Below are 25,270 nucleotides of genomic sequence, written 5' to 3'. Positions count from 1 at the left end.
GTCCGTCGCCGCCCCGGCCGCGCACGCGCCCGCCCCGGCCCACCCGGCGACCCGCTCCCGCCAGACCGTGACGCCGCCCGCGTCGGGCGTCCCGGGGGCCATGGCCGGGCCGCGACTGCTGGCCGGCATGCCGCTGGCCGACACCCCGCTGGGGCCGGACGCGCCGAGCATCTCCTCGCTGCCGGTGTACGCCGGCGCGCAGAAGGTGGCGGAGATGGCGCCGATGCTGGCCGACGCGAAGGCCGTCGAGGACCAGAAGGGTCCGGTGCTGCCCCTGATCGGCGAACTGCCGAAGAACGGGCTGCCGGTCCTCGGCGAACTGCCGCTCAAGGGGCTCCAGGGCCTGCCGGGGCTCGGCACCGTGGGCGGCGTGGCCGGCCTGCTGGGCCGCTTCTAGCCGCCGCTTCGGAAAGCCTTTCCTCAGGCCCCTGGCACGCTTACGCGTGCCAGGGGCCTTTTCCGTGCCTTTCAGCGGCCACACGGGAGATTCCCAGTCCCGCGCTTATTCGGCCTCGTCCGAGGTCACATAAGCTAATGGGGAGATGAATCCCTCCTAGGGGCGATTGTCCGCGACTCTCCGCATGCCCGCGCCGAGAGGGCGCAATACATCGCCATGCCTGAACACGTGTGAACCGCGCACCGGGAGCCACGGATGAAGCACCGCCACGGCAAGACGACAAGTGTCAGCTCTGGTCTGGTGGACCTGAGCGAGGAGTCACTGGCCGACGTCTCACGCTCGGTCTCGGCCGGCGAGGTGCGGTCGGAGGATGTCGACCGGCGGATCAGCCCGCCCCGCGACGGGGGCACCGCGCCGGTGCCGGTGGCCGCGTCGTTCAACTCGGCCGTGTGAGAGTAGGGAACCGCGCATGTTCCGGCAGTTCGTCCTGAAAGTCGCGACCCGCTGCGACCTCGCCTGTGACCACTGCTACGTGTACGAGTCCGCCGATACGTCCTGGCGGCGAAAACCTCGGTTCGCGGAGGCGGACACCGTCCGGCGCACCGCGGAGCGGATCGCCGAGCACGCCGTCGCCCACCGGCTGCCCGCGGTCGTCGTCGTGCTGCACGGCGGGGAGCCGCTGTTGCTCGGCCCGGACCGGATGCGCGGCGTGCTGACCGTCCTGCGCGACACGGTGGAACGAGCGGGCTGCGCGCTAGATCTTCGTGTTCACACCAACGGAGTACGTCTCGACCCCGAATTCTGCGACCTGTTCCGGGAGCACCGGGTCCAGGTGGGCATCTCGCTGGACGGCGACCGCGCGGCCAACGATCTCCACCGACGGTTCGCCAATGGCGCTTCCAGCTATGAGAAGGCGCAGCGTGCGGTGGCACTGTTGCGCGACCGGTACCCGGACATATTCGCCGGTGTGCTGTGCACCATCGACGTCCGCAATGAGCCGGTGGCGGTTTATGAAGCGATCCGGGAGACGACTCCGCCGCGCGCCGACTTCCTCCTCCCACACGCGACCCACAGCAAGCCGCCGCTAAGGCTCGATCCCGCACATAACGAATACGCAGATTGGCTGCTGGCCGTATTCGACCGCTGGAACGCCGATGGAAGGCCGTTCCCGATCCGCTCGTTCACGTCGGTGCTCGACGCGTTCCGCGGGCTGCCGAGCGGAACCGAGTCGCTCGGCCTCGACCCTGTGGATCTGGTCGTGGTGGAGACGGACGGCACGCTGGAGCAGACCGATTCGCTCAAGGCCGCCTACGACGGCGCCCCGACGACGGGGTTCGACGTCTTCACGCACTCTTTCGACGAAGCCTCCGCCCACCCGGGATTCGAGGCGCGGCGCCACGGCCTGGCGGACCTGTCCGGAACCTGTAGGCGATGTCCGGTCGTAGCGATCTGCGGTGGTGGTCTACGTACCCATCGCTATAGGGCTTCCTCCATAGAGGAGGATCCGTTCGACAATCCGAGCGTCTACTGTCACGACCTCAGGGACCTCATCATGGGGATCAGGGCGCGCACCCTTGCACCCCCGGCGGTCAGGGTTCCCGCGCAGCGCACTCTGGGTCTCCCCGCCGACGTGGTGCACCAGTTGGCGCACGGGTACGGCGACGCTAAAGCGATCGCACACCTGAGCCGCTTCCAGCGCTCTCTCCGGATACTGCTCCTCGCGAAGGTGTTCGCCGCAGCCGATGGCAACAGTGGCCCGCGCCAGGAGATGGTGGACGCGGCGATCGCGACACTGAAGACACTCGACGGAATCCACAAGACCACGCTCCACGAAGTCCTCGGGCACCCCTACATGCCGGTCTGGGCGCTGCGGTGCCTGGACGACGCCCACACCGGGCGCCCCCATCCCGACGACTTCGCCCATCTCGCCGCCTTGGCCGCCGCCACCGCGATCCGCGCCGGCGCCGACGCCGACATCGAGGTGCCGGTGCGGCGCGGGGCGGTGTATCTGCCGACGCTCGGCCGACTGGTCGTAGGCGCGGACGCGGGCACATCGATGCGGCTGCGGATCCGCCACGGCGAGTGCGACGTGCTCAACCTGCCGGCATGGCAGGGCGTGCGCCGGGTGCCGCTGCCGACATTCGCCAGCGGAGGCATCGCGCTGGAGGACACCGATCCGTTCCGGCGGTGCCACCACTGGGAGGTCGCTCGGCGGCTGCCCGATCCGGACGCCGACATGTGGCTGCGGATGATCCCTCAAGCCTGGGACATCCTCGCGCGGGACCATCACTCGTACGCGCCGGGCATCGCCGCCGGGCTGTCGACGATCGTGCCGCTGACGCCGTCGCCGTCCGGGCGCGACGTCAGCTCCACGGCGCGGCGGGCCTTCGGCGCGATCGGGGCGGCGCTGCCGGTGCCGCGCGCCGGCCGGGCCCAGCGGCCCGCCTCCGCGCTGGCGCTGCTGATGGTGCACGAGTTCCAGCACGTGAAACTGGGCGCGGTGCTGGACATGGCCGACCTCCACGACCGGCACGACACCCGGCTGTACGAGGCGCCGTGGCGGCAGGACCCACGGCCGCTGGAAGGCCTGTTGCAGGGGACGTACGCCCACGTCGGCGTCACCGACTTCTGGCGGGTGCGGCGGTTCACCGCGCCGGACGCCGACGAGCGCGCGCACGCCGAGGCGGAGTTCGGGCTCTGGCACGGGCACACCCTGCGCGCCACCGGCGCGCTGGCCGCCTCCGGGTCCCTGACGCCGCTGGGCCTGCGCTTCGTCGAGGCGCTGCGGACGACCCTGGACGCGTGGACGTCCAAGGTCTGACCGCGGCGCGCGACGTTGACGCCACCGATTACTGCGCGCAATCCTTGCTTGGACGCAGTGTGAAGGGCATGCGGGGTGACCGCCGGTACCAGGGGGGCGGATGACTTTCTCGGGTCGGGCGCCGGCAGGTGCCGGAGACGGGTCGTCCCCGTACTTCTTCTTGAGCTATGCCCGGCACCACCATGCCGGGGAGGCCCAGGACACCGAGGATCCGGACCGCTGGACGCTCCGCTTCTTCGAGGACCTGACCTTCGAGGTCACCGAGCTGACGACGCTGCCGCGGGGCGCGCAGCCCGGTTTCATGGACCGGGACGTGCGCGTCGGGCAGCGGTGGCGGCAGCGGATCTCCGAGGCGCTGGCGGCGTGCCGGGTGTTCGTCCCGCTCTACACGCCCCGCTATTTCACCTCCCTGAGCTGCGCCAGCGAGTGGTACCTGTTCCAGGCCCGCCAGAGCGCGCACGAGCTCACGTCCGGCGCGCGCCCGGAGGCGATCATCCCGGTGCTCTGGCTGCCGATCCCGGACACCGAGCTCCCGGCCGCCGCCCAGGCCCTGCAGTTCGACCACCACACCCTCGGTGAGGCCTACGCGCGCCTGGGCTTCCTCCAGCTGATCCGCCTGGCCCGCTACCAGGACGAATACCAGTTGGCGATCCACGCCCTGGCCCGGCACGTGGTGCAGGTGGCCCACGACGGCGCCCCGCAAGCCGCCCGCCCGGTCGACTTCACGACGCTGCACGGCCGCTTCGAGACCGCCGACGGCCTGTTCGAGGCGGCCGGCGAGCTGGTGCGCCGGGCCGGCGGCCGTCCATCGCTGCCGTTACCCGGACCGCGTCCGCCGTCGTTAGGCGGGGCGGAGCAGCTCGCGTTACCCCCGGGGACGGGAGAGCTGTGGAAGCCCACCAGCACGACTGGTCCCCGTGCCGAGAAGAACGCCGAAACACACGACAAGACAGTCGTCAGCGGCGGGTCTGAGTCAGGATCCGCCGAACCAGCCACCGGAGCGCCCAGTGTCGCCAGTGGCGAGCCGGGTCCTGCCAGGCCGATCGACGGCGAGGCCCTCCCGGCGGCCGTTGACCCGTCGGCCGTCGGACCGGCCGGTGCTCCTGCCGACCCGCTGATTCCGGCGACCGCCGTTCCGAGCGTCGATCCAGCCCCGGCCGGAGACGCCGGATCGACCGACCGTCCGATCGCCGGCCGCCCCGAGTCGAACGCGGGTAGGAGTGCGGGTGCGGGTGCGGCCGAGACCGCCGTCGCCGCCTACCTCCGCGCCGCGGACGCGAAGCTCGCGGAGTGGTTCACCAGCCGGCCGGCGCAGGTGTCGTCCTTCGACTTCGACGAGTTCTATTTCCGCGAGGTGCACCCGGCGGCCAAGGCGGCGCTGCTCCGGCAGCTGACGCCGCAGGCGCCCGCCGGCCCCTTCCCCCGGCCGCCGCGGCTGCGCGGTGATCCCGATGTCGAACCGCCGTCTGGAGGACCGTCTCATGCCCCGTGATCCGGACGGGACCGTCGTCACCTTCTACTCCTACAAGGGCGGCACCGGCCGCACGATGGCGCTCGCGAACGTGGCATGGATCCTCGCCGCGAACGGGCGGCGGGTGCTGGCCGTGGACTGGGACCTCGACTCGCCCGGGCTGCACCGCTTCTACCACCCGTTCCTGCCGCCGTCCGCGGTGCAGTCGGCGGGCGGGGTCATCGACCTGATCGTCGACTACGCGTGGCAGGTGCACCAGCAGCGGGCGGACCGGGCGGCGGACTGGCACCGGAAGGCCGCGGAGGTGGTGCGGCACACCATCGCCGTGGACTGGCCGTTCCCCGGCAGCGGGGCGCTGGACTTCCTGCCGGCCGGGCGGCAGAACCGGGACTACGCCTCGGCGATGGCACCGCGCGGCTGGGACGACTTCTATCAGGAGATGGGCGGCGGGCTCTTCTTCCAGGCGATGCGGGAGGGCATGAAGGCGGAGTACGACTATGTCCTCATCGACAGCCGCACCGGGCTGTCCGACATAGCGGACATCTGCACGCTGCAACTACCGGACGTGCTCGTGGACTGCTTCGCGCTCAGCGACCAGAACATCGAGGGGGCGCTCGGCGTGGCCCGACGGGTACGCGACCACTCCCCGGACCGGCCGATCCGGATCCTGCCGGTGCCGATGCGGGTCGACGAGGCGGAGAAGACCAAGGCCGACGCCGGGCGCGCGGTGGTGGCCTCGCGCTTCGCCGGGTTCCCGGCCGGCATGGACGAGGAGCGCAGCACCCAGTACTGGGCCTCGGTCGAGATCCCCTACCGGCCCTTCTACGCGTACGAGGAGACCCTCGCGACCTTCGGCGACGCGCCCGGTCTCCCGACCTCGCTGCTCGCCGCCTTCGAGCGGCTCACCGCCGAGATCACCATGGGCCGCGTCACCGGACTGCCGGCCATCGACGAGCCCCGGCGGCGGCGTGTCCTCGAAGGGTTCACCCGGCGGACGGCGGCGAAGGTCAGGCCGCTGATCCACTACGTCGCCGAGGACCGGATGTGGGCCGACTGGGTCCGCGAGATCCTCGCCCAGGTGGAGGTCCCCGCGGATCTGCTCGGCGTGGGGAACGGCGTCCCGGTTCCCGATCCCGACACGACGGATGCCGCGGAAGTCGACGGCGACCGGCAGGTCCTCGCGATCGCCTCGCACGCCTACCTGCGCTCCGCCGACGTCATGACCGAGCTCCAGCGCTTCGGCACCGCGTCGGCATCCGGGGGCGAGCGGACTCGGCAGCGGGTCACCGCGATCCGGGTCGCCGACGTCCGCATGCCCGCGCAGTGCCAGACGAATCCGCCGATCGACCTGGCGCGCCTCAGCGAGCCGGAAGCCGTCGAGACCTTGCTGCGCGCCGTGGACAAGAACGCCTACGCGCAGTGGCGCGCGCGTTCACCCGACACGCTCCCCTCCGCGCGCGCCCACGGTCCCCGCTTCCCCGGCGTCGACCCCCGCGTGTGGAACCTGCGGAGCCGCAACGCCTCCTTCACCGGGCGCGACCGGGTCCTGGAGCGATTACGCGACCGCCTCCTGCGCGGCTCCGCCGCCGGCTCGGCACCGCCGCAGGCCCTGCACGGCCTCGGCGGGGTCGGCAAGACCCAGGTGGCACTGGAGTACGCGCACCGTTTCAAGGGCGACTACGACCTGGTGTGGTGGCTGCCCGCCGACCAACCGGAGCTGGTCCCCACCGAGCTGGCGAAGCTCGCCCGGCCGCTGGAGCTGGGGCTGCGGGCGGACAGCGGGATCGCCGAGACCGCGGCGGCGGTGCTGGAGGCGCTGCGCCGCGGGGATCCGGTGCGGCGGTGGCTGCTGGTCTACGACAACGCCGACGAGCCCGGCGCGCTGCGGCGGTACCTGCCCGAGGGACGGCACGGGCACGTGCTGATCACGTCGCGGAACCCGGCGTGGGCGCAGGAGGCGGCGCCTGTCGAGGTGGAGGTGTTCACCCGGGAGGAGAGCATCGAACACCTGCGGCACCGCGTGGCCGGTCTGGCCACGGAGGACGCCGACGCCCTCGGCGCGGCCCTCGGCGACCTGCCGCTGGCCGTGGAGCAGGCCGCGGCGTGGCTCACCGAGACCGGGACTCCGGTCGCGGAGTACCTCGAGGAGCTGGAACGGCAGGCCTCGGTGGTGCTGGCGCTGAACCAGCCCGGCGACTACCCGGTGCCGGTGGCGACCACCTGGACGATCTCCTTCGAGGCGCTGCGCGAGCGCTCGCCGGCCGCGGTGCGGCTGCTCCAGCTGTGCTCGTTCCTGGCGCCGGAGCCGGTGTCCATGACCCTGCTGCGCTCGGACGAGATGATCCAGGCCCTGATCCCGCACGACGACGCGCTGCGCGACCGGATGATGCTGGGCCGCGTTGTCCGCGAGGTCGGGCGGTTCGCCCTGGCCCGGGTGGACGCCGCCTCGGGCACGATCCAGGTGCACCGCCTGGTGCAGTCGGTGATCAGGGCCCGGATGAGCGCCGAGGAGCAGGAGAAGGCCTGCCACGAGGTGCACCGCGTGCTGGTCGGCGCCCGGCCCCGGGCCGGGGACACCGACGACCCGGAGAACTGGCCGCGGTACGACCAGATCTGGGCCCACCTGGGGCCGAGCCGCGCCCGGCTGTGCGCCGAGGGCGAGACGCTGCAGTTGCTCATCGACCGCGTGCGGTACCTGTGGAAGCGCGGCGAACTCGGGGCGGCGCTGGCCTTCGCGGAGGAGCTGGCCGGAGTGTGGAGCGCGCGGGGCCGGGCCCCGGACGCCGACCCGGACCTGCTCTCGCTGCGCTTCCACACCGCGAACGTGCTGTGGTCGATGGGCCGCTTCGAGGAGGCCCGCCAGATCAACGCGGAAGTGCTGCGGGCCCAGGCCGCCACGCTCGGGGACGACCACCGCCACACCCTGATGACGGCCGGCGGCCTGGCGGCGGCGCTGCGCGGGCTGGGCCGCTTCGAGGAGGCGCTGGCCCTGGACGAGCAGACGTACGCGCGGTTCGCGGAGAACTTCGGCGTGGACTTCCCGCAGACCCTGTCCTCGGCGAACAACCTCGCGGTCTCCTACCGGCTGGTCGGCCGGTTCGAGAAGGCCGCCGAGATCGACCGTGAGGTGTTCGCGCGACGGCGGGAGGTGCTCGGCCCGGGCCATCCGTACACGTTGAGCTCCGCGGGGTCGCTGGCGCGGGACATGACCGACGCCGGGCGGTTCCAGGAGGCCGTGGAGTTGCTGCGGACGACGCTGGAGACGTACCGCGAGGTGCTGGGGGACGACTTCGTGGAGACGCTGCGGACCGCGAAGAGCCTCGCCGTCGCGTTGCGGAAATGCGGGCGTTTGGATGAGGCGCAGGATCTGACCACGGCGACGTATCAGCGTTACCTCACGCGCTTCGGTGCGCGGCACCCGGACACCCGTGCTTGTGCCTTGAACCGCGCTGCGGACCTGGCCGCGCATGACCGGGATGCGGAGGCCGTGGAAGTCGCGGCGGAGTGCCTGGCCACGTATGAAAAGGAGTTAGGGGAACGGCACCCTTATACGCTCGTCGCGGTCAACAACGTGGCCGTCTATGCGCGGGCTGATGGGGATGTGGCCCGCGCACGCACTCTGTCGGAACGAGCCGTAGCGGGGTTCGACGCCGCCCTCGGTGCTTCCCATCCCTTCACGCTGGCCGCCGCGGGCAACCTGGCGAACTGCCTGGCCGACGACGGGGAGTTCGACGCTGCGATCTCCTTGGAGGAACGGATCCTTGCGGGTCTGGGCGAACGCTTAGGCGACGGACACGTCTATACGCTGACGGCCGAGGCCAATCATGCGGCGACCCTGCGAGCTGCGGGACGGGTCACAGAGGCCGATGTCATCAGCGGGCGCGTTCTCGGCCGGCTCACACGGCTGCTCGGCGAGGTCCATCCCGTGTGCGCCCGGGTGCGGGCGGGTATGCGCATCGGGCGCGAGTTAGAGGCGACGCCGTACTGACCTGCCCGTGCTGCTGTGAGCGGATCCGCCCACAGCAGCACGGCCCCCGCGGCGGTACCCCGCGGGCGCACGGTGGAGGCATGGCAGAAGACGACAAGGCGCCGCAGTTCAGCTGGCGCACCCGCGAGCAGCTGTTCAGCCGCCGTATCCTCGTGCTGGACGGCGTCCTCGACGACGACAACGGCACCCTCCTGATGACCCAGCTCCTCAGCCTGGCCACCGAGGATCCGGAGGCGGGCATCTCGCTCTGGATCCACTCCCCCGGCGGCTCGGTGCCCGCCATGCTCGCCATCCGCGACGCGATGCGGCTGGTCCCGTGCGAGATCTCGACGCTGGCGCTGGGCCTGGCGTGCAGCGCCGGGCAGTTCCTGCTCTCGGCCGGCACCCCCGGGCGCCGCTTCGCCCTCCCGCACGCCCGGATCCTGATGCACCAGGGCTCCTCCGGGATCGGCGGCACCGCGGTCGACGTCGAGGTCCAGGCCGACGACCTGCGCCACATGGTGACCACGGTCCTGGGGCTGATCTCCGACGACACCGGCCAGCCCTACGAGCGGATCTACGAGGACTCGCTGCACGACCGCTGGTTCACCGCCCAGCAGGCCAAGGACTACGGCTTCATCGACCACATCGTGGACTCGTTCGGGCAGATCGTCCCCGAGCGCCGACGGATCGGGATCTCGGCATGAGCTACACCATCCCCTACGTCGTCGCGCAGAACCCGCGCGGCGAACGCGTCACCGACATCTACTCGCACCTGCTGAGCGAACGCATCGTCTATTTGGGCACGGCGATCGATTCCGGTGTGGCCAACGCCGTCATCGCGCAGCTGCTGCACCTGGAGTCGGACAGCCCCGAGCGCGAGATCAACCTCTACGTGAACTGCGAAGGAGGCGACCTCACCTCGATGCTGGCGGTGTACGACACCATGCAGCACATCAAGTCCCCGATCCGCACCACCTGCGTCGGCCAGGCCATCGCGGTCGGCGCGGTGCTGCTGGCCGGCGGCACCCCGGGCCTGCGCTCCGTGCTGCCGCATGCCCGCGTGGTGCTGCACCAGCCGGCCGCCCGCGGTCAGGGCGCGATCCCCGACCTGATCATCCAGGCCGACGAGCTGGTCCGGATGCGCGGTGAACTCGAGGACATCCTGGCCGAGCACACGGGCCAGACCGTCGAGCGGCTACGGCACGACACGGACCGGGACCGGGTGTTCACGGCCAAGGCAGCGGTGGAATACGGACTCGCCGACATGGTGCTGGGGCAGCGGGTGTAGGGCTGCGGCGCGCGATCCCGGTTTTCAACAGATCAACCGCAGCGGGGATGGGGGCGGCGTAGCCACAGTGTGGCTACGCCGCCCCCATCCCCGCTGCGGTCGTGGTTCGGCGTGACCAGCAGCCCCAGCGGTCAGGCCGCCAGCGCCAGCGCGACCGGCCCGGACATGCGGCGGCGCGCCGTCATCTCGTGCCGCAACAGCATCGAGGTCTCCCGCTGCACGCGCAGCCCGGCGGCGACCGACTCGGCGAGGTCGCCGAGCGTGGTGCCGAGCGCGCCGGCGACGGCGGCGATCATCTCGCTGGAGGGCTCCTTGAGGCCCCGCTCCACCTCGGACAGGTACTGGGGCGAGATCCCCGCCCGCGCGGACGTCTCGGCGAGCGTCTCCTGCTGGCGGCGGCGCAGCTCGCGGAGCTGCTCGCCCAGGACTTCGCGCCACAGCGGCTCTGGCTCGGCGGGACTCGGAACCTCGGTCATACCTCGAGCGTACGGATCCCGGGCCAACCGCTCAACGCCACCGCCGCGTCCCAGGAGACACGGGCGCCGGACCACACGATCACCTGCGGCATCCGGAGCAGGGCACTGAAGTGCGAGGCGCTGGCCTCCAGATCGACGGTCGCGAGCGGAATGCGCTCGCCGAGCCAGCGGGTGTGGCTGATCGGGGAGAACCGGTCCTCCGCGCCGTGCCACAGGTAGACCGGCACGCGGATGTCGCCCGGGTCGAAGCCCCAGGGGGCGGCCAGGGCCAGCGCGTCGTCGAACCAGCCGTCGGCGGAGCGGGACACCGCGGCCGCGTAGGCGCGCACCAGCTCCTGCCGGATGTTGGCCTGGCGGATCACCGCGCGGTCGGCGGGCTCCAGACCCTCGTCGATGTCCGCCAGCAGGCTCGCCGGGTCGGCGCGGATGTGCGCGGCGCGCTCGTCCAGGGTCCGGCGCAGGGCCGCCGGATCGGTGACGGCCTGCTGGTAGTCCTCGGCGTTGCCGGGGGTCATCCCGGAGAACCAGGTCTCACCCATCGCGTCGCGGGGAGCCAGCGGCACCATGGCCGCCGCCTTCGTCACCCGTTCCGGCAGCAGCGCCGCGCAGGCCAGCGCGTGGGGGCCGCCGCCGGACCGGCCCAGCACCGCGAAGCTCCCGATCCCGAACGCGTCCGCCACCGCCTCGGCGTCCGCGGCCACCGACGCCACGCTGCGGCCCGGCAGCCGGTCGGACTCCCCGAACCCGGGCCGGTCGAAGGACAGCAGCCGGATCCCGGTGGCGTGGAGCGTCATCGCGCGCGGCACCGGCCCCAGCCGGCTCCCGGGCGTGCCATGGAACAGCATCACCGGGGCGCCCCGAGGGTCGCCGCGCTCGGCGACGGCCAGCCGTCGGCCGTCGGGGGTGAGGACTGTGCGGATCATGGCTCTCCTCCGGTAGGCGGCTACCCGGCGCCGTCGCGCGGGAAACCGCCGCCCCCGGCGCGCCATGGTGCACGTCGGGAGGCGGGTACTGTCGGATCATGCCGCTGTTCGGGGCGCGCCCACCGGTCGAGGACCGCGAGCGCCTGTGGATCGAGAAGATGCTGGCGTGGTGCCTGGAGCGGTTCGGGCGCGAAGCGTTGGACGCCGAGATCCTCACGCCGACACCGAGGTTCTTCCCCGGGCGGTATCAGGGCACTCCGGACGATGTCGTCGCCTTGGTCGACCTCGTGCGCGCGCATCTGCGCGTCGATCCCGGGGAGATCGCGGTGGCTCTGTACGACAGCGGCCAGCGGCCCAAGGTCGCCGGGCACTACAGCGTCCGCGACGGCCTGGGGGTCATCGCCATAGGGATGGAGGACGCCCCGGATCCGCGTCACGTCGTCGCGGTGGCCGCGCACGAGCTGTGCCATCACAAGCTGCTCTACCGCGGCATAGCCTCGTCCACCGAGGAAGACCACGAGCCGCTGACGGACCTGGCGACCGTCTTCTTCGGGCTGGGTGTCTTCACCGCCAACGCCGCCTTCACCTTCTCGCAGAACGCGCGCGGATGGCGAAGACGCCAGCTCGGGTACATCAACCAGCCCATGTTCGGCTACGCGCTCGCCTATACAGCACGGTTGCGCGGGGAACGCCAGCCGGAGTGGGTTCGGCACTTGGACACGAACCCGAAGGGCTACTTCAAGAAAGCGATGCGCTACTTGGAGCAGAAGGAACCGGCTCTGTGACGGGCGGAGTCGTTCAGGCTGCCAGCCGGTCGGCGGCGGCCGCGACCCGCTCGTCGGTGGCCGTCAACGCGACGCGCACGTGCCGCGCGCCGGCCACGCCGTAGAAGTCGCCGGGGGCGGCCAGGATGCCGCGCTCGGCGAGCCAGTCGACGGTGGTCCAGCAGTCCTCGTCCCGCGTCGACCACAGGTACAGCCCGGCCTCGGAGTGGTCGATGCGGAACCCGGCGTGCTCCAGCGCCTCGCGCAGGACCACGCGCCGCCCGCGGTACCGCTCCTTCTGCTCGGCGGCGTGCGCGTCATCACCGAGGGCGACGGTCATCGCGTCCTGGACCGGCTGCGGCATGATCAGGCCGGCGTGCTTGCGCACCTCCAGCAGCTCGGCCACGACCGCCGCGTCGCCGGTGACGAAGCCGGCCCGGTACCCGGCCAGGTTCGAGCGCTTGGACAGCGAGTGCACGGCGAGCAGCCCCGCGTGGTCCCCGCCGCACACCTCGGGGTGCAGCAGCGAGACCGGCGCGGCCTCCCACGCGAGCTCGATGTAGCACTCGTCGGACACCACGACGGCTCCCGCCTCCCGCGCGGCCGCCACGACGGCGCGCAGCTCGGCGGCGGAGGAGACCCGGCCGTGCGGGTTCGCCGGGGAGTTCAGCCAGACGAGCTTCGGACGCCGGGCCCGGATCACGTCCGGAGCGTCCTCCGGCGCGGTCAGCAGGGTGTCGGCTCCGGCCAGCCGCGCGCCGACGTCGTACGTCGGATACGCCACCGCCGGGATGGCCACCGCGTCGCCGGGGCCGAGGCCCAGCAGAGTGGGCAGCCAAGCCACCAGCTCCTTGGTCCCGATCACCGGCAGCACCGACACCGGCTCCACGCCGGTCACGCCGAGCCGGCGGCCCATCCAGCCGACGGCGGCGGCCCGCAACGCGGGGGTGCCGTGCGTGAGCGGGTAGCCGGGCGCGTCGGACCCGGCGCGCAGCGCCTCCTGGACGACGGCGGGCACCGAGTCGACCGGCGTGCCGACGGAGAGGTCGACGATCCCGTCCGGGTGTCGGCCGGCCCGCGCCTTGGCGGGCGCGAGCCGGTCCCACGGGAAGTCAGGGAGCTTCCGCATCGTGAAGGTTTTCCTCTGGTGGAGCGAGATGTCGCCGGTGCTCGGTCTCAGTCTTCCGAAGCTTGCGGCGGCAGCGCCGACACCAGCGGGTGGTCCTTCTCGATCAAGCCCATCTTGGAGGCCCCGCCCGGAGAACCGAGGTCGTCGAAGAACTCCACGTTCGCCTTGTAGTAGTCCTTCCACTGCTCCGGCGTGTCGTCCTCGTAGAAGATCGCCTCGACGGGGCACACCGGCTCGCACGCGCCGCAGTCGACGCACTCGTCCGGGTGGATGTAGAGCATGCGCTCGCCCTCGTAGATGCAATCGACAGGGCACTCCTCGATGCAGGCCTTGTCCTTCACGTCCACGCAGGGCAGGGCGATGACGTAAGTCACTTTCTCCGGTCCTCCTGTTGATGCGGTGGGCGACGCAGCGGTGCGGGCTGCAGAACCCTATGCGCGTCCGCCCTTAGTATCACGCGTGAGCGGCTGGTTCTCCTAAGCGGGTCAGCCAGCGGACGGCCGGTCCAGCCAAGGACGCACCACAGAAGCGCACACCAGAGCCCACCCGGAGCCCAGCACGGCACCGGCGAGGACGTCGGTCGGGAAGTGCACGCCCAGGATCGGCCGCGAGACCACCATGGTCAGCACGTAGAGCACCAGAACGATCACCGCGACACGCCGCGCGGCCACCGACGCCAGCAGCGGCACGGCGGCCACGATCAGCACCGTCGCCAGCGCCGACGACCCTGTGGCGTGCCCAGACGGGAACGAGGCCCCGTGATCGGTCACCACGGTGTGCGCGGCGTCCCAGCGCGGACGATGCCGGTTGACGGCCTTCTTGGCGATGTAGGCGATGGCATAGGCGCCGATCACCGCGGCCGCGGCGAACGTGGCCGAGCTGCGCATCCGCGCCGCGTAGAAGGCGACAGCGGCCAGCAGTCCGAGACCGAGCGCGATCGTGGGCTCGCCGGCCTGTGTCACGGCCTTGAGGAGATCGGTGACCCCGGCGTGGGACAAAGCGAACCGGTTCAGCGTGTCGTCGACCGACTGGTCCGGACCCTTGAAGGCCTTGACCGCGGTCAGCACGGCCAACAGCACGAACACGCCGACCAGCGCCGCGCCCCAGGCTCGCAGCGCGGCTACCCGCGCCCGGTCGGTGGAGACGGGCGAACGCCGCCTGGTGAACGTCGACGAGGGTTCGGTGAGCACCGGTTCACCTTAATCGAGTCACCTGACGTTCGTCTTATGTTCACCATTCGTTCACTTCACGGGGCGTGTCTTCACCGATCTTCCACACGCAGCCCGCGCAGCACGATGTCCAGCAGAAGGTACGGACTCAGCGGCGGCAGATCGTCGTGGTTGGGCTTCTCGCTGCGCCGCTCCACGGCCATGACGATGCCGGAGCACAACGCCAGCACGTCGAAGAAGGTGATGTCGGTGCGGAACGCGCCCATCCGCTGGCCGCGCTCCAGCAGGCGCTCCCCGGCGTCCACCATCTCCTTGCAGGTGCGGCCCAGCGCCGTGGTCTGGTCGTGGATGGCCTCCTTCACGGCCATCGACAACCCGCGGTACAGCGCCATGTGCTCGGCGAGCAGCGTCAGCCACTCGGCGAGCGCGACGTCCGGGTCGTCGCGCTCCTCGGCCAGCACCATGGCGACCTCGGCCAGCTTGAGGTACCGCTCGGCCAGGACCGCCGCGATCAGGTCCTCGCGGGTCGGGAACCGCCGGTACAGCGTGCCGATCCCGACGCCGGCCTGGCGCGCGATCTCCTCCAGGGACGTGTCGATCCCGTTCGTCGCGAACGCGGACTGCGCGACCTCCACGAGGCGCTCGCGATTGCGGAGAGCGTCGGCCCTCACGGTGTCATCGACCCCTTCACCACTGTCGAGCAGGGCTGATTCAAGGCCCCGCGAAATACGGTTGCCGCAGTGCGCAGCCAGACCCTAACCTAAACGGAGTCAGCCTCCGCTTAAGCTCCGCCGTCAGGTGAAGGACACCATGTCAACAGCGTCCATATCGACAACGCCTCCCGCCGAGAAGGTTGTTCCCCGCCGGGAGCCGAAGCCTGGCCTCATCCTGGCGACCATCGTGACTTGCCAGCTGATGCTGGTCCTCGACGCCACCATCGTCAACATAGCCCTGCCGAAGATCCGCGACTCCCTGCACTTCTCCGAGGCCAGCCAGTCCTGGGTCCTCAACGCCTACACCCTCGCCTTCGGCGGGCTGCTCCTGCTCGGCGGTCGCGCCGGCGACATCCTGGGCCGGCGGCGGATGTTCGTCTCCGGCGTCCTCGTCTTCACGGTGGCATCCTTCATCGGCGGCCTCGCGGTCGACTCGAACATGCTGCTGGCCTCCCGCGCGCTGCAGGGCGTCGGGGCCGCGATGGCCGGGCCCAGCATGCTGGCGCTGATCATCACCACGTTCCCGGAAGGCGCGCCGCGGGTGAAGGCGATGAGCCTGTTCACCGCGGTCTCCTCGGCCGGCGGCTCGGTCGGCCTGCTGCTCGGCGGCATGCTGACCACGTGGGGCTCGTGGCGGCTGGTCATGTACATCAACGTCCCGATCGGCGCGGCGGCGGCGTTCGCGGCCTACAAGCTCCTGAACGAGTCGCCCAAGGCGCAGGGCCGGTTCGACGTCCCCGGCGCCGTCACCTCCGTCCTGGGCATGAGCAGCCTGGTGTACGGCTTCATCAACGCCTCCGAGCACGGCTGGAGCGACAGCGTCACGCGCGGCGCGTTCGTCGCCGCGGTGGTCCTGCTGACCGCGTTCGTCGTCACCGAGTCCCGCGTCGAGTTCCCGGTGTTCCCGCTGCGCCTGCTGAAGGACTCCACGCGGGCCCGCGGCTACGGCAGCTACGTGCTGCTGGTCGGTGCGATGTTCTCGATGTTCTACTTCATGCCGCAGTTCATGCAGCGGGTGCTCGGCTACTCGCCGATCAAGTCCGGCCTGGCGTTCCTGCCGCTCACCGCGACGCTGTTCGCCATCTCCCGCTTCGTCCCCAAGCTGCTGCCGCGCTTCGGGCCCCGGCCGCTGATCGCCGTCGGCACGGCGCTGATCAGCGGGGCGCTGCTCTGGCTGGCGCAGATCTCCCCGGACTCCGGGTTCACCGGCAGTCTGCTGGTGCCGTTCCTGATGTTCGGCCTCGGCGGCGGCATCGCGTTCAGCCCGATCGCGCTGAACATCATGGCCGGCCTGGCCCCGCGCGACTCCGGTGCCGGCTCCGGCCTGATGCAGGCCTGCCAGCAGATCGGCGCCGCGCTCGGCATCGCGGTGCTGGTGACCGTCTCCACGTCGGCGGAGAAGGGCGGCCACGACCCGAACCCGGCGGTGAACTTCACGCACGGGCTGGGGACCGGCCTGACGGTCGGCTCGGCGATCGCCTTCGTGGTGTTCCTGATCTCGCTGACGCTCAGGCCGAAGGCGCCCGCGGGGGGCGCCGGTGCGGCTCCGACCCCGATCCCGGTGACCGAGTAGCCGAGTGGCGATTCCGATTCCGAAAGTCAGGACGACGGCTTCCAGCTCTGCTGGGGGCCGTCGTTCCGCACGGTCCTCGAGGCGGGGACTCAGCCGCCGTACGGGAAGTACCGCCGTACGCGCCACACGCCGTCGTCGCCGTGCAGGTACAGCGCGAACCCGGTGACCAGGAACCGCGCCTCGTAGCCGGCCAGGATCTCCTGGGCCCGGCCGAGCACGTCCTCGGGCAGCTCGTGCGCCACGGTGACGTGCGGGTGGTACGGGAACCGGGCCTCGCGGGCCAGCACGCCGGAGCGCACCAGCGCCTCCGTGGCGGCGCACTGCTCGGCACCCATCGCCACCCGCACGAAGGTCACCGGCGAGATCGGCCGGAAGGTGTCGGTGCCCTGCAACAGCATCGGGAAGGGGTGGCCGAGCGAGGCCGCCTTCGCCAGGTGGTCCTCGATGTCCGCCAGGTCCGCGCGGCCCACCTCGGTCGGGGGCAGCAGGGTGACGTGTGTCGGGATGGCGCGGGCCATCGGGTCGTGGAACGACTCGCGCCACTTCTGCAGCTCGCTGCCGAACGGCTCGGGGATCGGCACGGCGACGCCGATGGTCACCGTGTCCGGCCCGCGGGCGTCCGCCCCCTGCGCGTGCAGCAGGGGGTTGGCGGCCGCGAAGGTCGCCTCGAGCGGATCCGGTACGCCGCCCACCGTCAGTTCCCCGCCGCGGGCAGGAACCCCGTGCGGTCGTAGACCTCGGCCAGGGTCCGCGCGGCGATGGTGCGGGCCTTCGCCGCGCCCTCGGCCAGCACCGCGTCGAGCTTGTCCGGCTCGGCGAGGATCGCGTGCGTCCGCTCCCGGAACGGGGTGACGAACTCGGTGAACAGCTCGGCCAGGTCCTTCTTCAGGTCGCCGTAGCCCTTGCCCTCGTAGGCCTGCTCCAGTTCGGGGATGGTACGGCCGTCCAGCGCCGAGTAGATCGACAGCAGGTTGGAGACGCCGGCCTTGTTCTCCTCGTCGTACCGGATCTCGCGCTCGGTGTCGGTGACCGCGGAGCGGATCTTCTTGGCCGAGACCTTGGGGTCGTCGAGCAGCTCGATGATGCCGTTCGGCGAGGAGGCCGACTTGGACATCTTCGCGCCCGGGTCCTGCAGGTCGGTGATCTTGCCGACGGCCTCGATGATGTACGGGTCCGGCACGGTGAAGTAGTCGCCGTAGCGGCCGTTGAAGCGCTGCGCCAGGTCCCGGGTGAGCTCCAGGTGCTGACGCTGGTCCTCGCCGACCGGGACGGCGTCGGCGTTGTACAGCAGCACGTCGGCGGCCATCAGCATCGGGTAGGTGAACAGCCCGACGTTGGTGTTGGCCGCGCCCTGCTTGCCGGACTTGTCCTTGAACTGCGTCATCCGGCTGGCCTCGCCGAAGCCGGTCATGCAGGTCAGCACCCAGGCCAGCTGCGCGTGCTCCGGGACGTGGCTCTGCACGAACAGGATGCTGCGGGCCGGGTCGATGCCGGCCGCCAGCAGCTGGGCGGCGGCGATCCGGGTGCGCTGGCGCAGCAGCTTCGGGTCCTGCTCGATCGTGATCGCGTGCAGGTCGACGACGCAGTAGATGGTCTCGTGGGTCTCCTGCAGCGGCACCCACTGCCGGATCGCGCCGAGGTAGTTCCCGACGTGGAACGAGTCGGCGGTCGGCTGGATGCCGGAGAAGACGCGCTTGCGACCGGAGGACTGGAAAGCGGCTGCCATGGGCGCCATTCTCTCAGATCCCGCGCTCGCTTTGATCGGGTTCTCCCGGGATCTCCTCCGCGGACTCCGGACCCCGATCACCTTCGACACTTTCAGTGTCCGTACGAACACCTTCGGTGAATTCCGGGGCTTCCCCGCCCTCCTGCGACGCGGTTCCGTCGTCGGGCGCGAGCGGGGTGCCGTCCTCGGGCAGGCGGGTGATCCGGATCCGCGCGATACGCCGGCCGTCCATCTCCACCACGCGCAGCTGGTAGCGCTGGATCTCCAGGTCCGCGGCCTCGTCGTGGTCGTCGCCCGCCGCGCCGTGGCCGGCGGGGTGCGCGGAGAGCGGGCCGCCGTGGCCGCCGTAGCCGCTGTGGCCGTGCGCGAGGTCGTGCGCGGTGTGGCCGCGCGGCGGGTCCAGCGCCACCACCACCTCGTCGCCGATCTCCGGCAGCCGCCCGAGCTGGGCCACCATGAAGCCGGCCGCGGTCTCGTAGGGGCCGTCGGGCAGCTCGATGCCGGTCTCGTCCAGGAAGTCGTCCAGGTTCAGCAGGCCGTCGACCTCCATCACGCCGCCGACCAGGCGCGTGGTGCCGGCCTGGCCGATGTCGTACTCGTCCTGGATGTCGCCGATCAGCTCCTCGATCAGGTCCTCCAGCGTGACGATGCCGGCCGTGCCGCCGTACTCGTCGACCACGATCGCCAGGTGCGTGGACTCGTTGCGCATCTCCGACAGCGCCGAGAGCACCTGCTTGGAGGTCGGCAGCATCTTCACCGGCCGGGCGATCTCCTCCAGCCGGATCGAACGGCCGGCCAGCTCCGGGTTCAGGAAGTCGCGCACGTGCACGAAGCCGATCACGTTGTCCGCCGAGCCCTCGATCACCGGGTAGCGGGAGTGCGGGTTGGACGCGGCGATCCGGGCCGCCTGCCGGATCGGCATCCCGGCGTCCAGGAACGTCACCTCGGTGCGCGGCACCAGCACCTCGCGCAGCTGCCGGTCGCCGGCCGCGAAGACCTCGTCGATCAGCTCGCGCTCGTCGCTGTTCAGCGTCTCGTTGCCGGCCACCATCAGCCGCAGCTCCTCGGAGGAGACCGCCTCCCGGCCCACCGACGGATCGCCGCCGAACAGCTTCACCACGCCGTTGGTGCACATCGACAGCAGGAAGATGATCGGACGGCAGATCGCCGCCATCCGGTTCAGGAACGGCGCCATCGCCAGCGCGGTGGGCTCGGCCCGCTGCAGGGCCAGCCGCTTGGGCGCCAGCTCGCCGATCACCAGGGTGACGAAGGTGATCACCAGGGTGACGCCGACGATGCCGATGAAGCCCGCCAGCCCCTCGCTCAGGCCGGCGTCGATCAGCCCCTTCTTGGCGCTCTCGGACAGCGTGATGGCGCCGTACGCCGAGGACAGCAGCGCGGTCAGCGTCACGCCGATCTGCACCGTGGCCAGCCAGCGGTTCTGGTCGCGCACCAGCATGGCCACCACCTGGCCGCGGCGTCCCTGCTGGGCGAGGGTGTCCACCTGGCTCTCGCGCAACGAAACGAGCGCGATCTCGGAGGCCACGAACAGGGCCTCGACGAGGATCAGCGCCAACACGACCAGGATGGACACCAGAATCGGACTCACCCTTCGATTCTAAGGACCGGCCGGACGGGACCGCTGGGGCGGAAGTGACGCAATGAAACGATCAGGAGCGCCACTTCTACGCAACGATCGTGCACGGACACGCAACAAACGTTCCTTGAGCTGGGAAAACGTCGTCCTTATGCTCAGGTTGCATGATCCCCGAGACACTCCCCGTGCCGGCGGCGGCACAGCGCGTGGCGACCCCGCGCCGCTTCCTGATGTGCCGGCCCGACCACTTCGCGGTCACCTACGCCATCAACCCGTGGATGGACCCGGCGACCCCGGTCGACGCCTCCCTGGCCGCCCGCCAGTGGGAGGCCCTGCGGGACGCCTACCTGGACCTGGGGCACCAGGTGGAGACCATCAAGCCGATCGAGGGGCTGCCCGACATGGTGTTCGCCGCCAACGGCGCGACCGTGGTCGGCGGCAAGGTGCTGGCCGCCTCCTTCCGCAACGAGGAGCGGCGGGCCGAGGGCCCGGCCTACCGAGAGTGGTTCCGCAAGAACGGCTACTCGGAGATCCACGACCCCGAGTTCGTCAACGAGGGCGAGGGCGACTTCCTGTACGCGGGCCGGTGGATCCTGGCCGGGCACGGGTTCCGCTCCGACCCGAACGCGCACCTGGAGGCGCAGGAGTTCTTCGGGATGCCGGTGATCGGGCTGCGCCTGGTCGACCCGCGCTACTACCACCTGGACACGGCGATCGCCGTGCTGGACGAGGCGACCATCGCCTACTACCCCGGGGCGTTCTCGGCCGGATCGCAAGAGGTGCTGCGGCAGCTCTACCCGGACGCGATCGTCGCCACCGCCGAGGACGCCGCGGCGTTCGGCCTGAACGCGGTGTCCGACGGCCTGAACGTGCTGCTGCCGCGGGACGCCACCGGGCTGGCCGCGCGGCTGACCGAGCGCGGGTACCGGCCGGTCGGCATGGACCTGTCCGAACTGCTCAAGGCCGGCGGCTCGGTCAAGTGCTGCACGCTGGAGCTGAGGAACTGAGAGGGCTGAGCACCGTGACCACCATCTCCGAGACTTCCGCGGCCGGCGCCGGCATCACGCCCGGCGCGGCCGGCGGCGGCCTGCCGCGCGTGCCGCGGTCGGCCAAGGCCGAGGCGCTGATCGAGCAGGCCGACGCGCACACCGCGCACAACTACCACCCGCTGCCGGTCGTGGTCGCCGAGGCCGACGGCGCGTGGGTGACCGATGTCGACGGCAACCGCTACCTGGACATGCTCGCCGGGTACTCGGCGCTGAACTTCGGGCACCGCAACCCGGTGCTGCTGGCCGCCGCGCGCGAACAGCTGTCCCGGGTGACGCTGACCTCGCGCGCGTTCCACCACGACCAGTTCGGGCCGTTCGTGGCCGAGCTGTCCGAGCTCTGCGGCAAGGACGCGGCGCTGCCGATGAACTCCGGCGCCGAGGCCGTGGAGACCGCGCTGAAGACCGCGCGCAAGTGGGGCTACCAGGTCAAGGGCGTGCCGGAGGACCGCGCGCAGATCATCACCTGCGAGGGCAACTTCCACGGCCGGACGCTGTCCATCGTGTCGTTCTCCACCGACCCGGACGCGCGGACCGACTTCGGGCCGTTCACCCCGGGGTTCGTCAGCGTGCCCTACGGCGACGCGTCGGCGATCGAGGCGGCGATCACCGACGACACCGTCGCGGTGCTGCTGGAGCCGATCCAGGGCGAGGCCGGCGTGCTGGTGCCGCCGGACGGCTACCTGGCGGCGGTGCGCGAGGTCTGCACCCGCCGCGGGATCCTGATGATGGCCGACGAGATCCAGTCCGGGCTGGGGCGGACCGGTTACACGTTCGCGTGCGACCACGAGGGCGTGGTGCCGGACCTCTACATCCTGGGCAAGGCGCTGGGCGGCGGGATCCTGCCGGTGTCGGCGGTGGTGGCGGACCGGGACGTGCTCGGGGTGTTCAAGCCCGGGGAGCACGGGTCGACGTTCGGCGGCAACCCGCTGGCGTGCGCCGTCGGGCGCGCGGTGGTGGGGCTGCTGGCCACCGGCGAGTACCAGGCGCGGGCCCGGACGCTGGGGGCGCACCTGCACGCGGCGCTGGCGACGCTGCCGGAGAAGATGGTGCGCGAGGTCCGGGGCCGCGGCCTGTGGGCCGGCGTGGACATCGATCCCGCCTTCGGGACCGGACGTGAGATCTCCGAGCGGCTGATGGCCCGCGGCGTGCTCGCGAAGGACACCCACGGCTCAACGATCCGCATGGCGCCGCCGCTGGTCGTGACGGCCGAAGAGCTGGACTGGGCCGTGGAGCAACTACACAGCGCTGTGGGTTGATACTGTCAGCGAGCCGGGCTCGCGGCAGGGGTACGGCCTGCTGCGAGTCCGGCTCGTCTTCTTAGACGCGGGAAACCGCGATTCGGTGTCATCCGCACGAGGAATGTTCACGTTTTCTCAGCCGGATCCTGATATCCGTCCCGGCGGACGCCGGCCCGGCGGCGCGGCCGCGACCCGCGTCGGCATCGTCCCGGTGCTGGTCGGGGGCGTGACGATCGCCCCGGCCGGCGCCGCCGCCCCGTGGCCACCGCGCGCCGGGAACGCGGTCCGGGGCTGGTGGACCTTCGACCGCTAACCTCAGGGCATGGACAGCCTGGACCGCGCGATCATCGACGTCCTGCGCCGCGACGCCCGGGCCTCGTTCGCCGACGTCGGCACCGAGGTCGGCCTGTCCGCCTCCGCGGTGAAGCGGCGGGTGGACAAGCTCCGGGCCGACGGCGCGATCCGCGGTTTCTCAGCGATCGTCGACCAGTCCGCGCTGGGCTGGACCACGGAGGCCTTCGTCGAGGTGTACTGCGGCGACCGCACGTCGCCGGACGTGATCCGCGAGTGTGTCGCCCGGCACCCGGAGGTGGTGGCGGCGTACACGGTGACCGGGGACGCGGACGCGCTGCTGCACCTGGTGGCCGAGGACATGCGGCACCTGGAGGAGGCGCTGGAGCGGATCCGCCGGGAGCCGGAGATCCAGCGGACCAGGTCGGCGCTGGTGCTGACGCGGCTGCTGGCGCGGGATCCGACGGTGTGAGGAAGCGCCGAACGGCCCGGCACCCCTCGGGGGCGCCGGGCCGTTCTCGGCTCAGCGGTGGATCAGCGGCCCGGGATCGCCGGCCGTGGATCAGCGGCCGTGGATCAGATCAGGCCCAGCTGCTTGACCGCGTCGCGCTCCTCGGCCAGCTCGGCCACCGAGGCGTCGATGCGGGCGCGGGAGAAGGCGTCGATGTCCAGGCCCTGGACGATCTCCCACTCGCCGTTCTTGGTGGTCACGGGGAACGAGGAGACCAGGCCCTCCGGCACGCCGTAGGAGCCGTCCGACACGACGCCCATCGAGGTCCAGTCGCCCTCGGCGGTGCCGTTGACCCAGGTGTGCACGTGGTCCAGCGCGGCGTTCGCGGCCGAGGCGGCGGAGGAGAAGCCGCGGGCCTCGATGATGGCGGCGCCCCGCTTGGCGACGGTGGGGATGAAGTCGTTCTCGATCCAGGCCTGGTCGTTCACGACCTCGGCGGCGTTCTTGCCGGCGATCTTGGCGTGGAACAGGTCCGGGTACTGGGTGGCGGAGTGGTTGCCCCAGATGGTGAGGTTGCTGATGTCGCTGACCGGCGCCCCGGTCTTCAGCGCGAGCTGGCCGATGGCGCGGTTGTGGTCCAGGCGCGTCATCGCGGTGAAACGGGACTTCGGGACGTCCGGCGCGTGGGCCGCGGCGATCAGGGCGTTGGTGTTGGCCGGGTTGCCGACCACCAGGACCTTGATGTCGTCGGCGGCGTGCGCGTTGATCGCCTCGCCCTGCGGCTTGAAGATGCCGCCGTTGGCGGACAGCAGGTCGCCGCGCTCCATGCCCGCGGTGCGGGGGCGGGCCCCGACCAGCAGGGCGACGTTGGCGCCGCTGAAGCCGTCCTTCGGGTTGTCCGAGATGTCGATCCCGGCCAGCAGCGGGAAGGCGCAGTCGACGAGCTCCATCGCGGTGCCCTCGGCGGCCTTGACGGCCTGCGGGATCTCCAGCAGGTTCAGCTTCACCGGCACGTCCGGGCCGAGCAGGTGGCCGGAGGCGATGCGGAACAGCAGCGCGTAGCCGATCTGGCCGGCCGCGCCGGTCACGGTGACGTTGACGGGGGTGCGGGACATCGCTTGTGGCTCCTGCTTTTGTGAAGGTTCCGTCTGGTTGCCAGCCACAGGCTACTCCTGAGAAACCTGCCCGGTTTCGCCGCCCGCTGTGAGAAAGCAGACACACGACGGTGACCACCCGACCCGTCTGCGCGTTCGGCTCGTCACTGTCAGTACCTGATGGAAGACTCGGATCCGGCGGTGTGACGCGTGCCACACCGCCGCTCCCCGCACACCCGAGGAAAGGAAGGCCCCATGATCACCTCGGAGAACACCCCGAACCTGCCCGGCTGGATCGACCTCGGCTCCCCCGACCCCGGCGCCTCGGCCGAGTTCTACGGCCGGGTCTTCGGCTGGACCGCCGAGCAGATGATGGAACCGTCCGACGAGGGTCCCGGCTACTGGATGTTCCGCAAGGACGGCAAGGCCGTCGGCGGGCTGGGCGGGCTGATGGACCCCGCGGCCAAACCGGACTGGACGACGTACATGCGGGTCACGGACGCCGCCGCGACCGTGGCGACCGCCGAGGCCAACGGGGCCAAGGTGCGGGTGCCGCCGATGCCGATCCCCGACCAGGGCCTGCTCGCCCAGCTCACCGACCCGGCCGGGGGCGAGTTCGCGCTCTGGCAGCCCGCCGGGTGGACCGGGTTCGAGGCGTGCTGCGTCGACGACTCGATGCTCTGGGCCGAGCTGTGGACCCGCGACCCGGGCGCGGCCAAGGCCTTCTACCCGGCGGTGTTCGGCTGGAAGGTCGAGCCCTACACCCCGGACGCCGCGGACGCCCCGGACACCGCGGACTCCGCGGCGGAGGCCGGCTACGACATGTGGACGGTCCGGCCGGGCGACCCGATGGCCGCTTTCGGCGGGATCATGGGGATCGCCGACGACGCGCCGGTGCAGGACGAGAAGTGGATCCCGTACTTCATGGTGGCCGACGCCGACGCCACCGTGGCCCGCGCCACCGACGCCGGCGGCTCGGTGCTGATCCCCGCCTCGGACGCCCCGCCCGGACGCCTCGGGCTGCTCACCGACCAGTTCGGCGCCCGGTTCGCGTTCCTGCAGCCGGCGGAGATGCCCGGGGCCGCGCAGTAGGGGTCGGCGGCCCCCGCCGCACCTGACCCTCCGCACGT

Annotated in this window: 23 protein-coding genes and 1 pseudogene; 14 read left to right on the top strand and 10 right to left on the bottom strand. The window is 71.4% G+C overall.

Translation table 11 applies throughout. The features are described from left to right. The 7 genes and pseudogenes from ABD466_RS21115 to ABD466_RS21085 form a co-directional block, all read left to right on the top strand. Positions 1–397, top strand: a pseudogene (locus tag ABD466_RS21115) (hypothetical protein); the annotation flags it as partial. A 255-nt stretch (positions 398–652) separates the two neighbouring features. After that, positions 653–850, top strand: coding sequence for a hypothetical protein (locus ABD466_RS21110; protein WP_344658834.1), 198 nt, complete (start codon positions 653–655; stop codon positions 848–850). A gap of 16 nt (positions 851–866) precedes the next feature. Beyond that, positions 867–3,218, top strand: a complete 2,352-nt coding sequence (locus ABD466_RS21105; RefSeq protein WP_344658833.1) for an FxsB family cyclophane-forming radical SAM/SPASM peptide maturase — start codon at positions 867–869, stop codon at positions 3,216–3,218. 100 nt (positions 3,219–3,318) lie between these two features. Further along, the gene (locus ABD466_RS21100) at positions 3,319–4,710 is read left to right on the top strand and encodes a TIR-like protein FxsC (RefSeq protein ID WP_344658832.1); all 1,392 of its coding nucleotides are present in this window, start codon (positions 3,319–3,321) and stop codon (positions 4,708–4,710) included. Next, entirely contained in the window at positions 4,700–8,677 is a 3,978-nt protein-coding gene (gene fxsT, locus ABD466_RS21095) for an FxSxx-COOH system tetratricopeptide repeat protein (RefSeq protein ID WP_344658831.1), read from the top strand. The genes ABD466_RS21100 and fxsT overlap by 11 nt, the downstream gene beginning before the upstream one ends. Positions 8,678–8,757: 80 nt before the next feature. After that, positions 8,758–9,363 (top strand): ClpP family protease, encoded by a 606-nt coding sequence (locus tag ABD466_RS21090; RefSeq protein WP_344658830.1) that lies wholly within the window; start codon positions 8,758–8,760, stop codon positions 9,361–9,363. Further along, the gene (locus ABD466_RS21085; protein ID WP_344658829.1) at positions 9,360–9,947 is read left to right on the top strand and encodes a ClpP family protease; all 588 of its coding nucleotides are present in this window, start codon (positions 9,360–9,362) and stop codon (positions 9,945–9,947) included. The genes ABD466_RS21090 and ABD466_RS21085 overlap by 4 nt, the downstream gene beginning before the upstream one ends. 131 nt (positions 9,948–10,078) lie before the next feature. Here the strand turns inward: ABD466_RS21085 and ABD466_RS21080 are convergent, their stop codons facing one another. Both ABD466_RS21080 and ABD466_RS21075 read right to left on the bottom strand, forming a co-directional pair. Further along, on the bottom strand, positions 10,079–10,423 hold the full coding sequence (locus ABD466_RS21080; protein WP_344658828.1) for a helix-turn-helix domain-containing protein: 345 nt from the start codon (positions 10,421–10,423) through the stop codon (positions 10,079–10,081). Continuing rightward, positions 10,420–11,346: an alpha/beta fold hydrolase gene (locus ABD466_RS21075; RefSeq protein ID WP_344658827.1), complete on the bottom strand. Its 927-nt coding sequence runs from the start codon at positions 11,344–11,346 to the stop codon at positions 10,420–10,422. The genes ABD466_RS21080 and ABD466_RS21075 overlap by 4 nt, the downstream gene beginning before the upstream one ends. Positions 11,347–11,444: 98 nt before the next feature. Between ABD466_RS21075 and ABD466_RS21070 the strand changes: the two genes are divergently transcribed. Continuing rightward, positions 11,445–12,131 carry a hypothetical protein gene (locus tag ABD466_RS21070; protein ID WP_344658826.1) on the top strand — a complete coding sequence of 229 codons (687 nt, stop codon included), beginning with the start codon at positions 11,445–11,447 and terminating at the stop codon, positions 12,129–12,131. A gap of 13 nt (positions 12,132–12,144) precedes the next feature. Here the strand turns inward: ABD466_RS21070 and dapC are convergent, their stop codons facing one another. From dapC to ABD466_RS21050, 4 genes are all read right to left on the bottom strand, one after another. After that, complete coding sequence (gene dapC, locus ABD466_RS21065; RefSeq protein WP_344658825.1) at positions 12,145–13,239, bottom strand: succinyldiaminopimelate transaminase; 1,095 nt, start codon at positions 13,237–13,239, stop codon at positions 12,145–12,147. A 47-nt stretch (positions 13,240–13,286) separates the two neighbouring features. Continuing rightward, positions 13,287–13,613 carry a ferredoxin gene (gene fdxA / locus ABD466_RS21060; protein ID WP_344658824.1) on the bottom strand — a complete coding sequence of 109 codons (327 nt, stop codon included), beginning with the start codon at positions 13,611–13,613 and terminating at the stop codon, positions 13,287–13,289. Positions 13,614–13,724: 111 nt separating this feature from the next. Then, positions 13,725–14,429 carry a phosphatase PAP2 family protein gene (locus ABD466_RS21055; protein ID WP_344658823.1) on the bottom strand — a complete coding sequence of 235 codons (705 nt, stop codon included), beginning with the start codon at positions 14,427–14,429 and terminating at the stop codon, positions 13,725–13,727. Positions 14,430–14,500: 71 nt separating this feature from the next. Then, positions 14,501–15,079 (bottom strand): TetR/AcrR family transcriptional regulator, encoded by a 579-nt coding sequence (locus ABD466_RS21050; protein ID WP_344658822.1) that lies wholly within the window; start codon positions 15,077–15,079, stop codon positions 14,501–14,503. Positions 15,080–15,308: 229 nt separating this feature from the next. On the opposite strand from ABD466_RS21050, the gene ABD466_RS21045 reads away from it, so the two are divergent. Next, a complete protein-coding gene (locus ABD466_RS21045) occupies positions 15,309–16,694 on the top strand; it encodes an MFS transporter (RefSeq protein WP_344658821.1) in 1,386 nt (461 codons plus the stop codon). Between the two features lie 89 nt (positions 16,695–16,783). On the opposite strand, the gene ABD466_RS21040 is transcribed toward ABD466_RS21045, so the two are convergent. From ABD466_RS21040 to ABD466_RS21030, 3 genes are read right to left on the bottom strand one after another with little or no spacing between them, the layout of a single operon-like run. Further along, entirely contained in the window at positions 16,784–17,386 is a 603-nt protein-coding gene (locus tag ABD466_RS21040) for a 2'-5' RNA ligase family protein (protein WP_344658820.1), read from the bottom strand. A gap of 2 nt (positions 17,387–17,388) precedes the next feature. Then, a complete protein-coding gene (gene trpS / locus ABD466_RS21035; protein ID WP_344658819.1) occupies positions 17,389–18,429 on the bottom strand; it encodes a tryptophan--tRNA ligase in 1,041 nt (346 codons plus the stop codon). Between the two features lie 4 nt (positions 18,430–18,433). Then, positions 18,434–20,029 carry a hemolysin family protein gene (locus tag ABD466_RS21030; protein WP_344658818.1) on the bottom strand — a complete coding sequence of 532 codons (1,596 nt, stop codon included), beginning with the start codon at positions 20,027–20,029 and terminating at the stop codon, positions 18,434–18,436. Positions 20,030–20,181: 152 nt separating this feature from the next. Between ABD466_RS21030 and ddaH the strand changes: the two genes are divergently transcribed. From ddaH to ABD466_RS21010, 4 genes are all read left to right on the top strand, one after another. Then, positions 20,182–21,024: a dimethylargininase gene (gene ddaH / locus ABD466_RS21025; RefSeq protein ID WP_344658817.1), complete on the top strand. Its 843-nt coding sequence runs from the start codon at positions 20,182–20,184 to the stop codon at positions 21,022–21,024. Between the two features lie 89 nt (positions 21,025–21,113). Further along, complete coding sequence (rocD, locus tag ABD466_RS21020) at positions 21,114–22,322, top strand: ornithine--oxo-acid transaminase (protein ID WP_344658843.1); 1,209 nt, start codon at positions 21,114–21,116, stop codon at positions 22,320–22,322. A gap of 103 nt (positions 22,323–22,425) precedes the next feature. After that, positions 22,426–22,617 carry a hypothetical protein gene (locus ABD466_RS21015; RefSeq protein ID WP_344658816.1) on the top strand — a complete coding sequence of 64 codons (192 nt, stop codon included), beginning with the start codon at positions 22,426–22,428 and terminating at the stop codon, positions 22,615–22,617. A 9-nt stretch (positions 22,618–22,626) separates the two neighbouring features. After that, entirely contained in the window at positions 22,627–23,067 is a 441-nt protein-coding gene (locus ABD466_RS21010) for an Lrp/AsnC family transcriptional regulator (protein WP_344658815.1), read from the top strand. A gap of 104 nt (positions 23,068–23,171) precedes the next feature. Here ABD466_RS21010 and ABD466_RS21005 read toward each other — a convergent pair whose 3' ends face one another. After that, a complete protein-coding gene (locus tag ABD466_RS21005; protein ID WP_344658814.1) occupies positions 23,172–24,161 on the bottom strand; it encodes a malate dehydrogenase in 990 nt (329 codons plus the stop codon). A 234-nt stretch (positions 24,162–24,395) separates the two neighbouring features. Between ABD466_RS21005 and ABD466_RS21000 the strand changes: the two genes are divergently transcribed. Beyond that, a complete protein-coding gene (locus ABD466_RS21000) occupies positions 24,396–25,232 on the top strand; it encodes a VOC family protein (protein ID WP_344658813.1) in 837 nt (278 codons plus the stop codon). The last annotated feature ends 38 nt before the right edge of the window (positions 25,233–25,270 follow it).

The organism is Catenulispora subtropica (genome assembly GCF_039531675.1).
Taxonomy (GTDB): Bacteria; Actinomycetota; Actinomycetes; order Streptomycetales; family Catenulisporaceae; genus Catenulispora; species Catenulispora subtropica.
Note: the sequence above shows the minus strand (reverse complement) of the source record. Positions and strands in the feature narration are given on the sequence as shown.

Excerpts from the sequence above, each read along its gene's own strand:
- ABD466_RS21110 (WP_344658834.1), top strand. The coding sequence starts at position 653 with ATGAAGCACCGCCACGGCAAGACGACAAGTGTCAGCTCTGGTCTGGTG.
- ABD466_RS21105 (WP_344658833.1), top strand. The coding sequence starts at position 867 with ATGTTCCGGCAGTTCGTCCTGAAAGTCGCGACCCGCTGCGACCTCGCC.
- ABD466_RS21100 (WP_344658832.1), top strand. The coding sequence starts at position 3,319 with ATGACTTTCTCGGGTCGGGCGCCGGCAGGTGCCGGAGACGGGTCGTCC.
- fxsT (WP_344658831.1), top strand. The coding sequence starts at position 4,700 with ATGCCCCGTGATCCGGACGGGACCGTCGTCACCTTCTACTCCTACAAG.
- ABD466_RS21090 (WP_344658830.1), top strand. The coding sequence starts at position 8,758 with ATGGCAGAAGACGACAAGGCGCCGCAGTTCAGCTGGCGCACCCGCGAG.
- ABD466_RS21085 (WP_344658829.1), top strand. The coding sequence starts at position 9,360 with ATGAGCTACACCATCCCCTACGTCGTCGCGCAGAACCCGCGCGGCGAA.
- ABD466_RS21080 (WP_344658828.1), bottom strand. The coding sequence starts at position 10,423 with ATGACCGAGGTTCCGAGTCCCGCCGAGCCAGAGCCGCTGTGGCGCGAA.
- ABD466_RS21075 (WP_344658827.1), bottom strand. The coding sequence starts at position 11,346 with ATGATCCGCACAGTCCTCACCCCCGACGGCCGACGGCTGGCCGTCGCC.
- ABD466_RS21070 (WP_344658826.1), top strand. The coding sequence starts at position 11,445 with ATGCCGCTGTTCGGGGCGCGCCCACCGGTCGAGGACCGCGAGCGCCTG.
- dapC (WP_344658825.1), bottom strand. The coding sequence starts at position 13,239 with ATGCGGAAGCTCCCTGACTTCCCGTGGGACCGGCTCGCGCCCGCCAAG.
- trpS (WP_344658819.1), bottom strand. The coding sequence starts at position 18,429 with ATGGCGCCCATGGCAGCCGCTTTCCAGTCCTCCGGTCGCAAGCGCGTC.
- ddaH (WP_344658817.1), top strand. The coding sequence starts at position 20,182 with ATGATCCCCGAGACACTCCCCGTGCCGGCGGCGGCACAGCGCGTGGCG.
- ABD466_RS21015 (WP_344658816.1), top strand. The coding sequence starts at position 22,426 with ATGTTCACGTTTTCTCAGCCGGATCCTGATATCCGTCCCGGCGGACGC.
- ABD466_RS21010 (WP_344658815.1), top strand. The coding sequence starts at position 22,627 with ATGGACAGCCTGGACCGCGCGATCATCGACGTCCTGCGCCGCGACGCC.
- ABD466_RS21005 (WP_344658814.1), bottom strand. The coding sequence starts at position 24,161 with ATGTCCCGCACCCCCGTCAACGTCACCGTGACCGGCGCGGCCGGCCAG.
- ABD466_RS21000 (WP_344658813.1), top strand. The coding sequence starts at position 24,396 with ATGATCACCTCGGAGAACACCCCGAACCTGCCCGGCTGGATCGACCTC.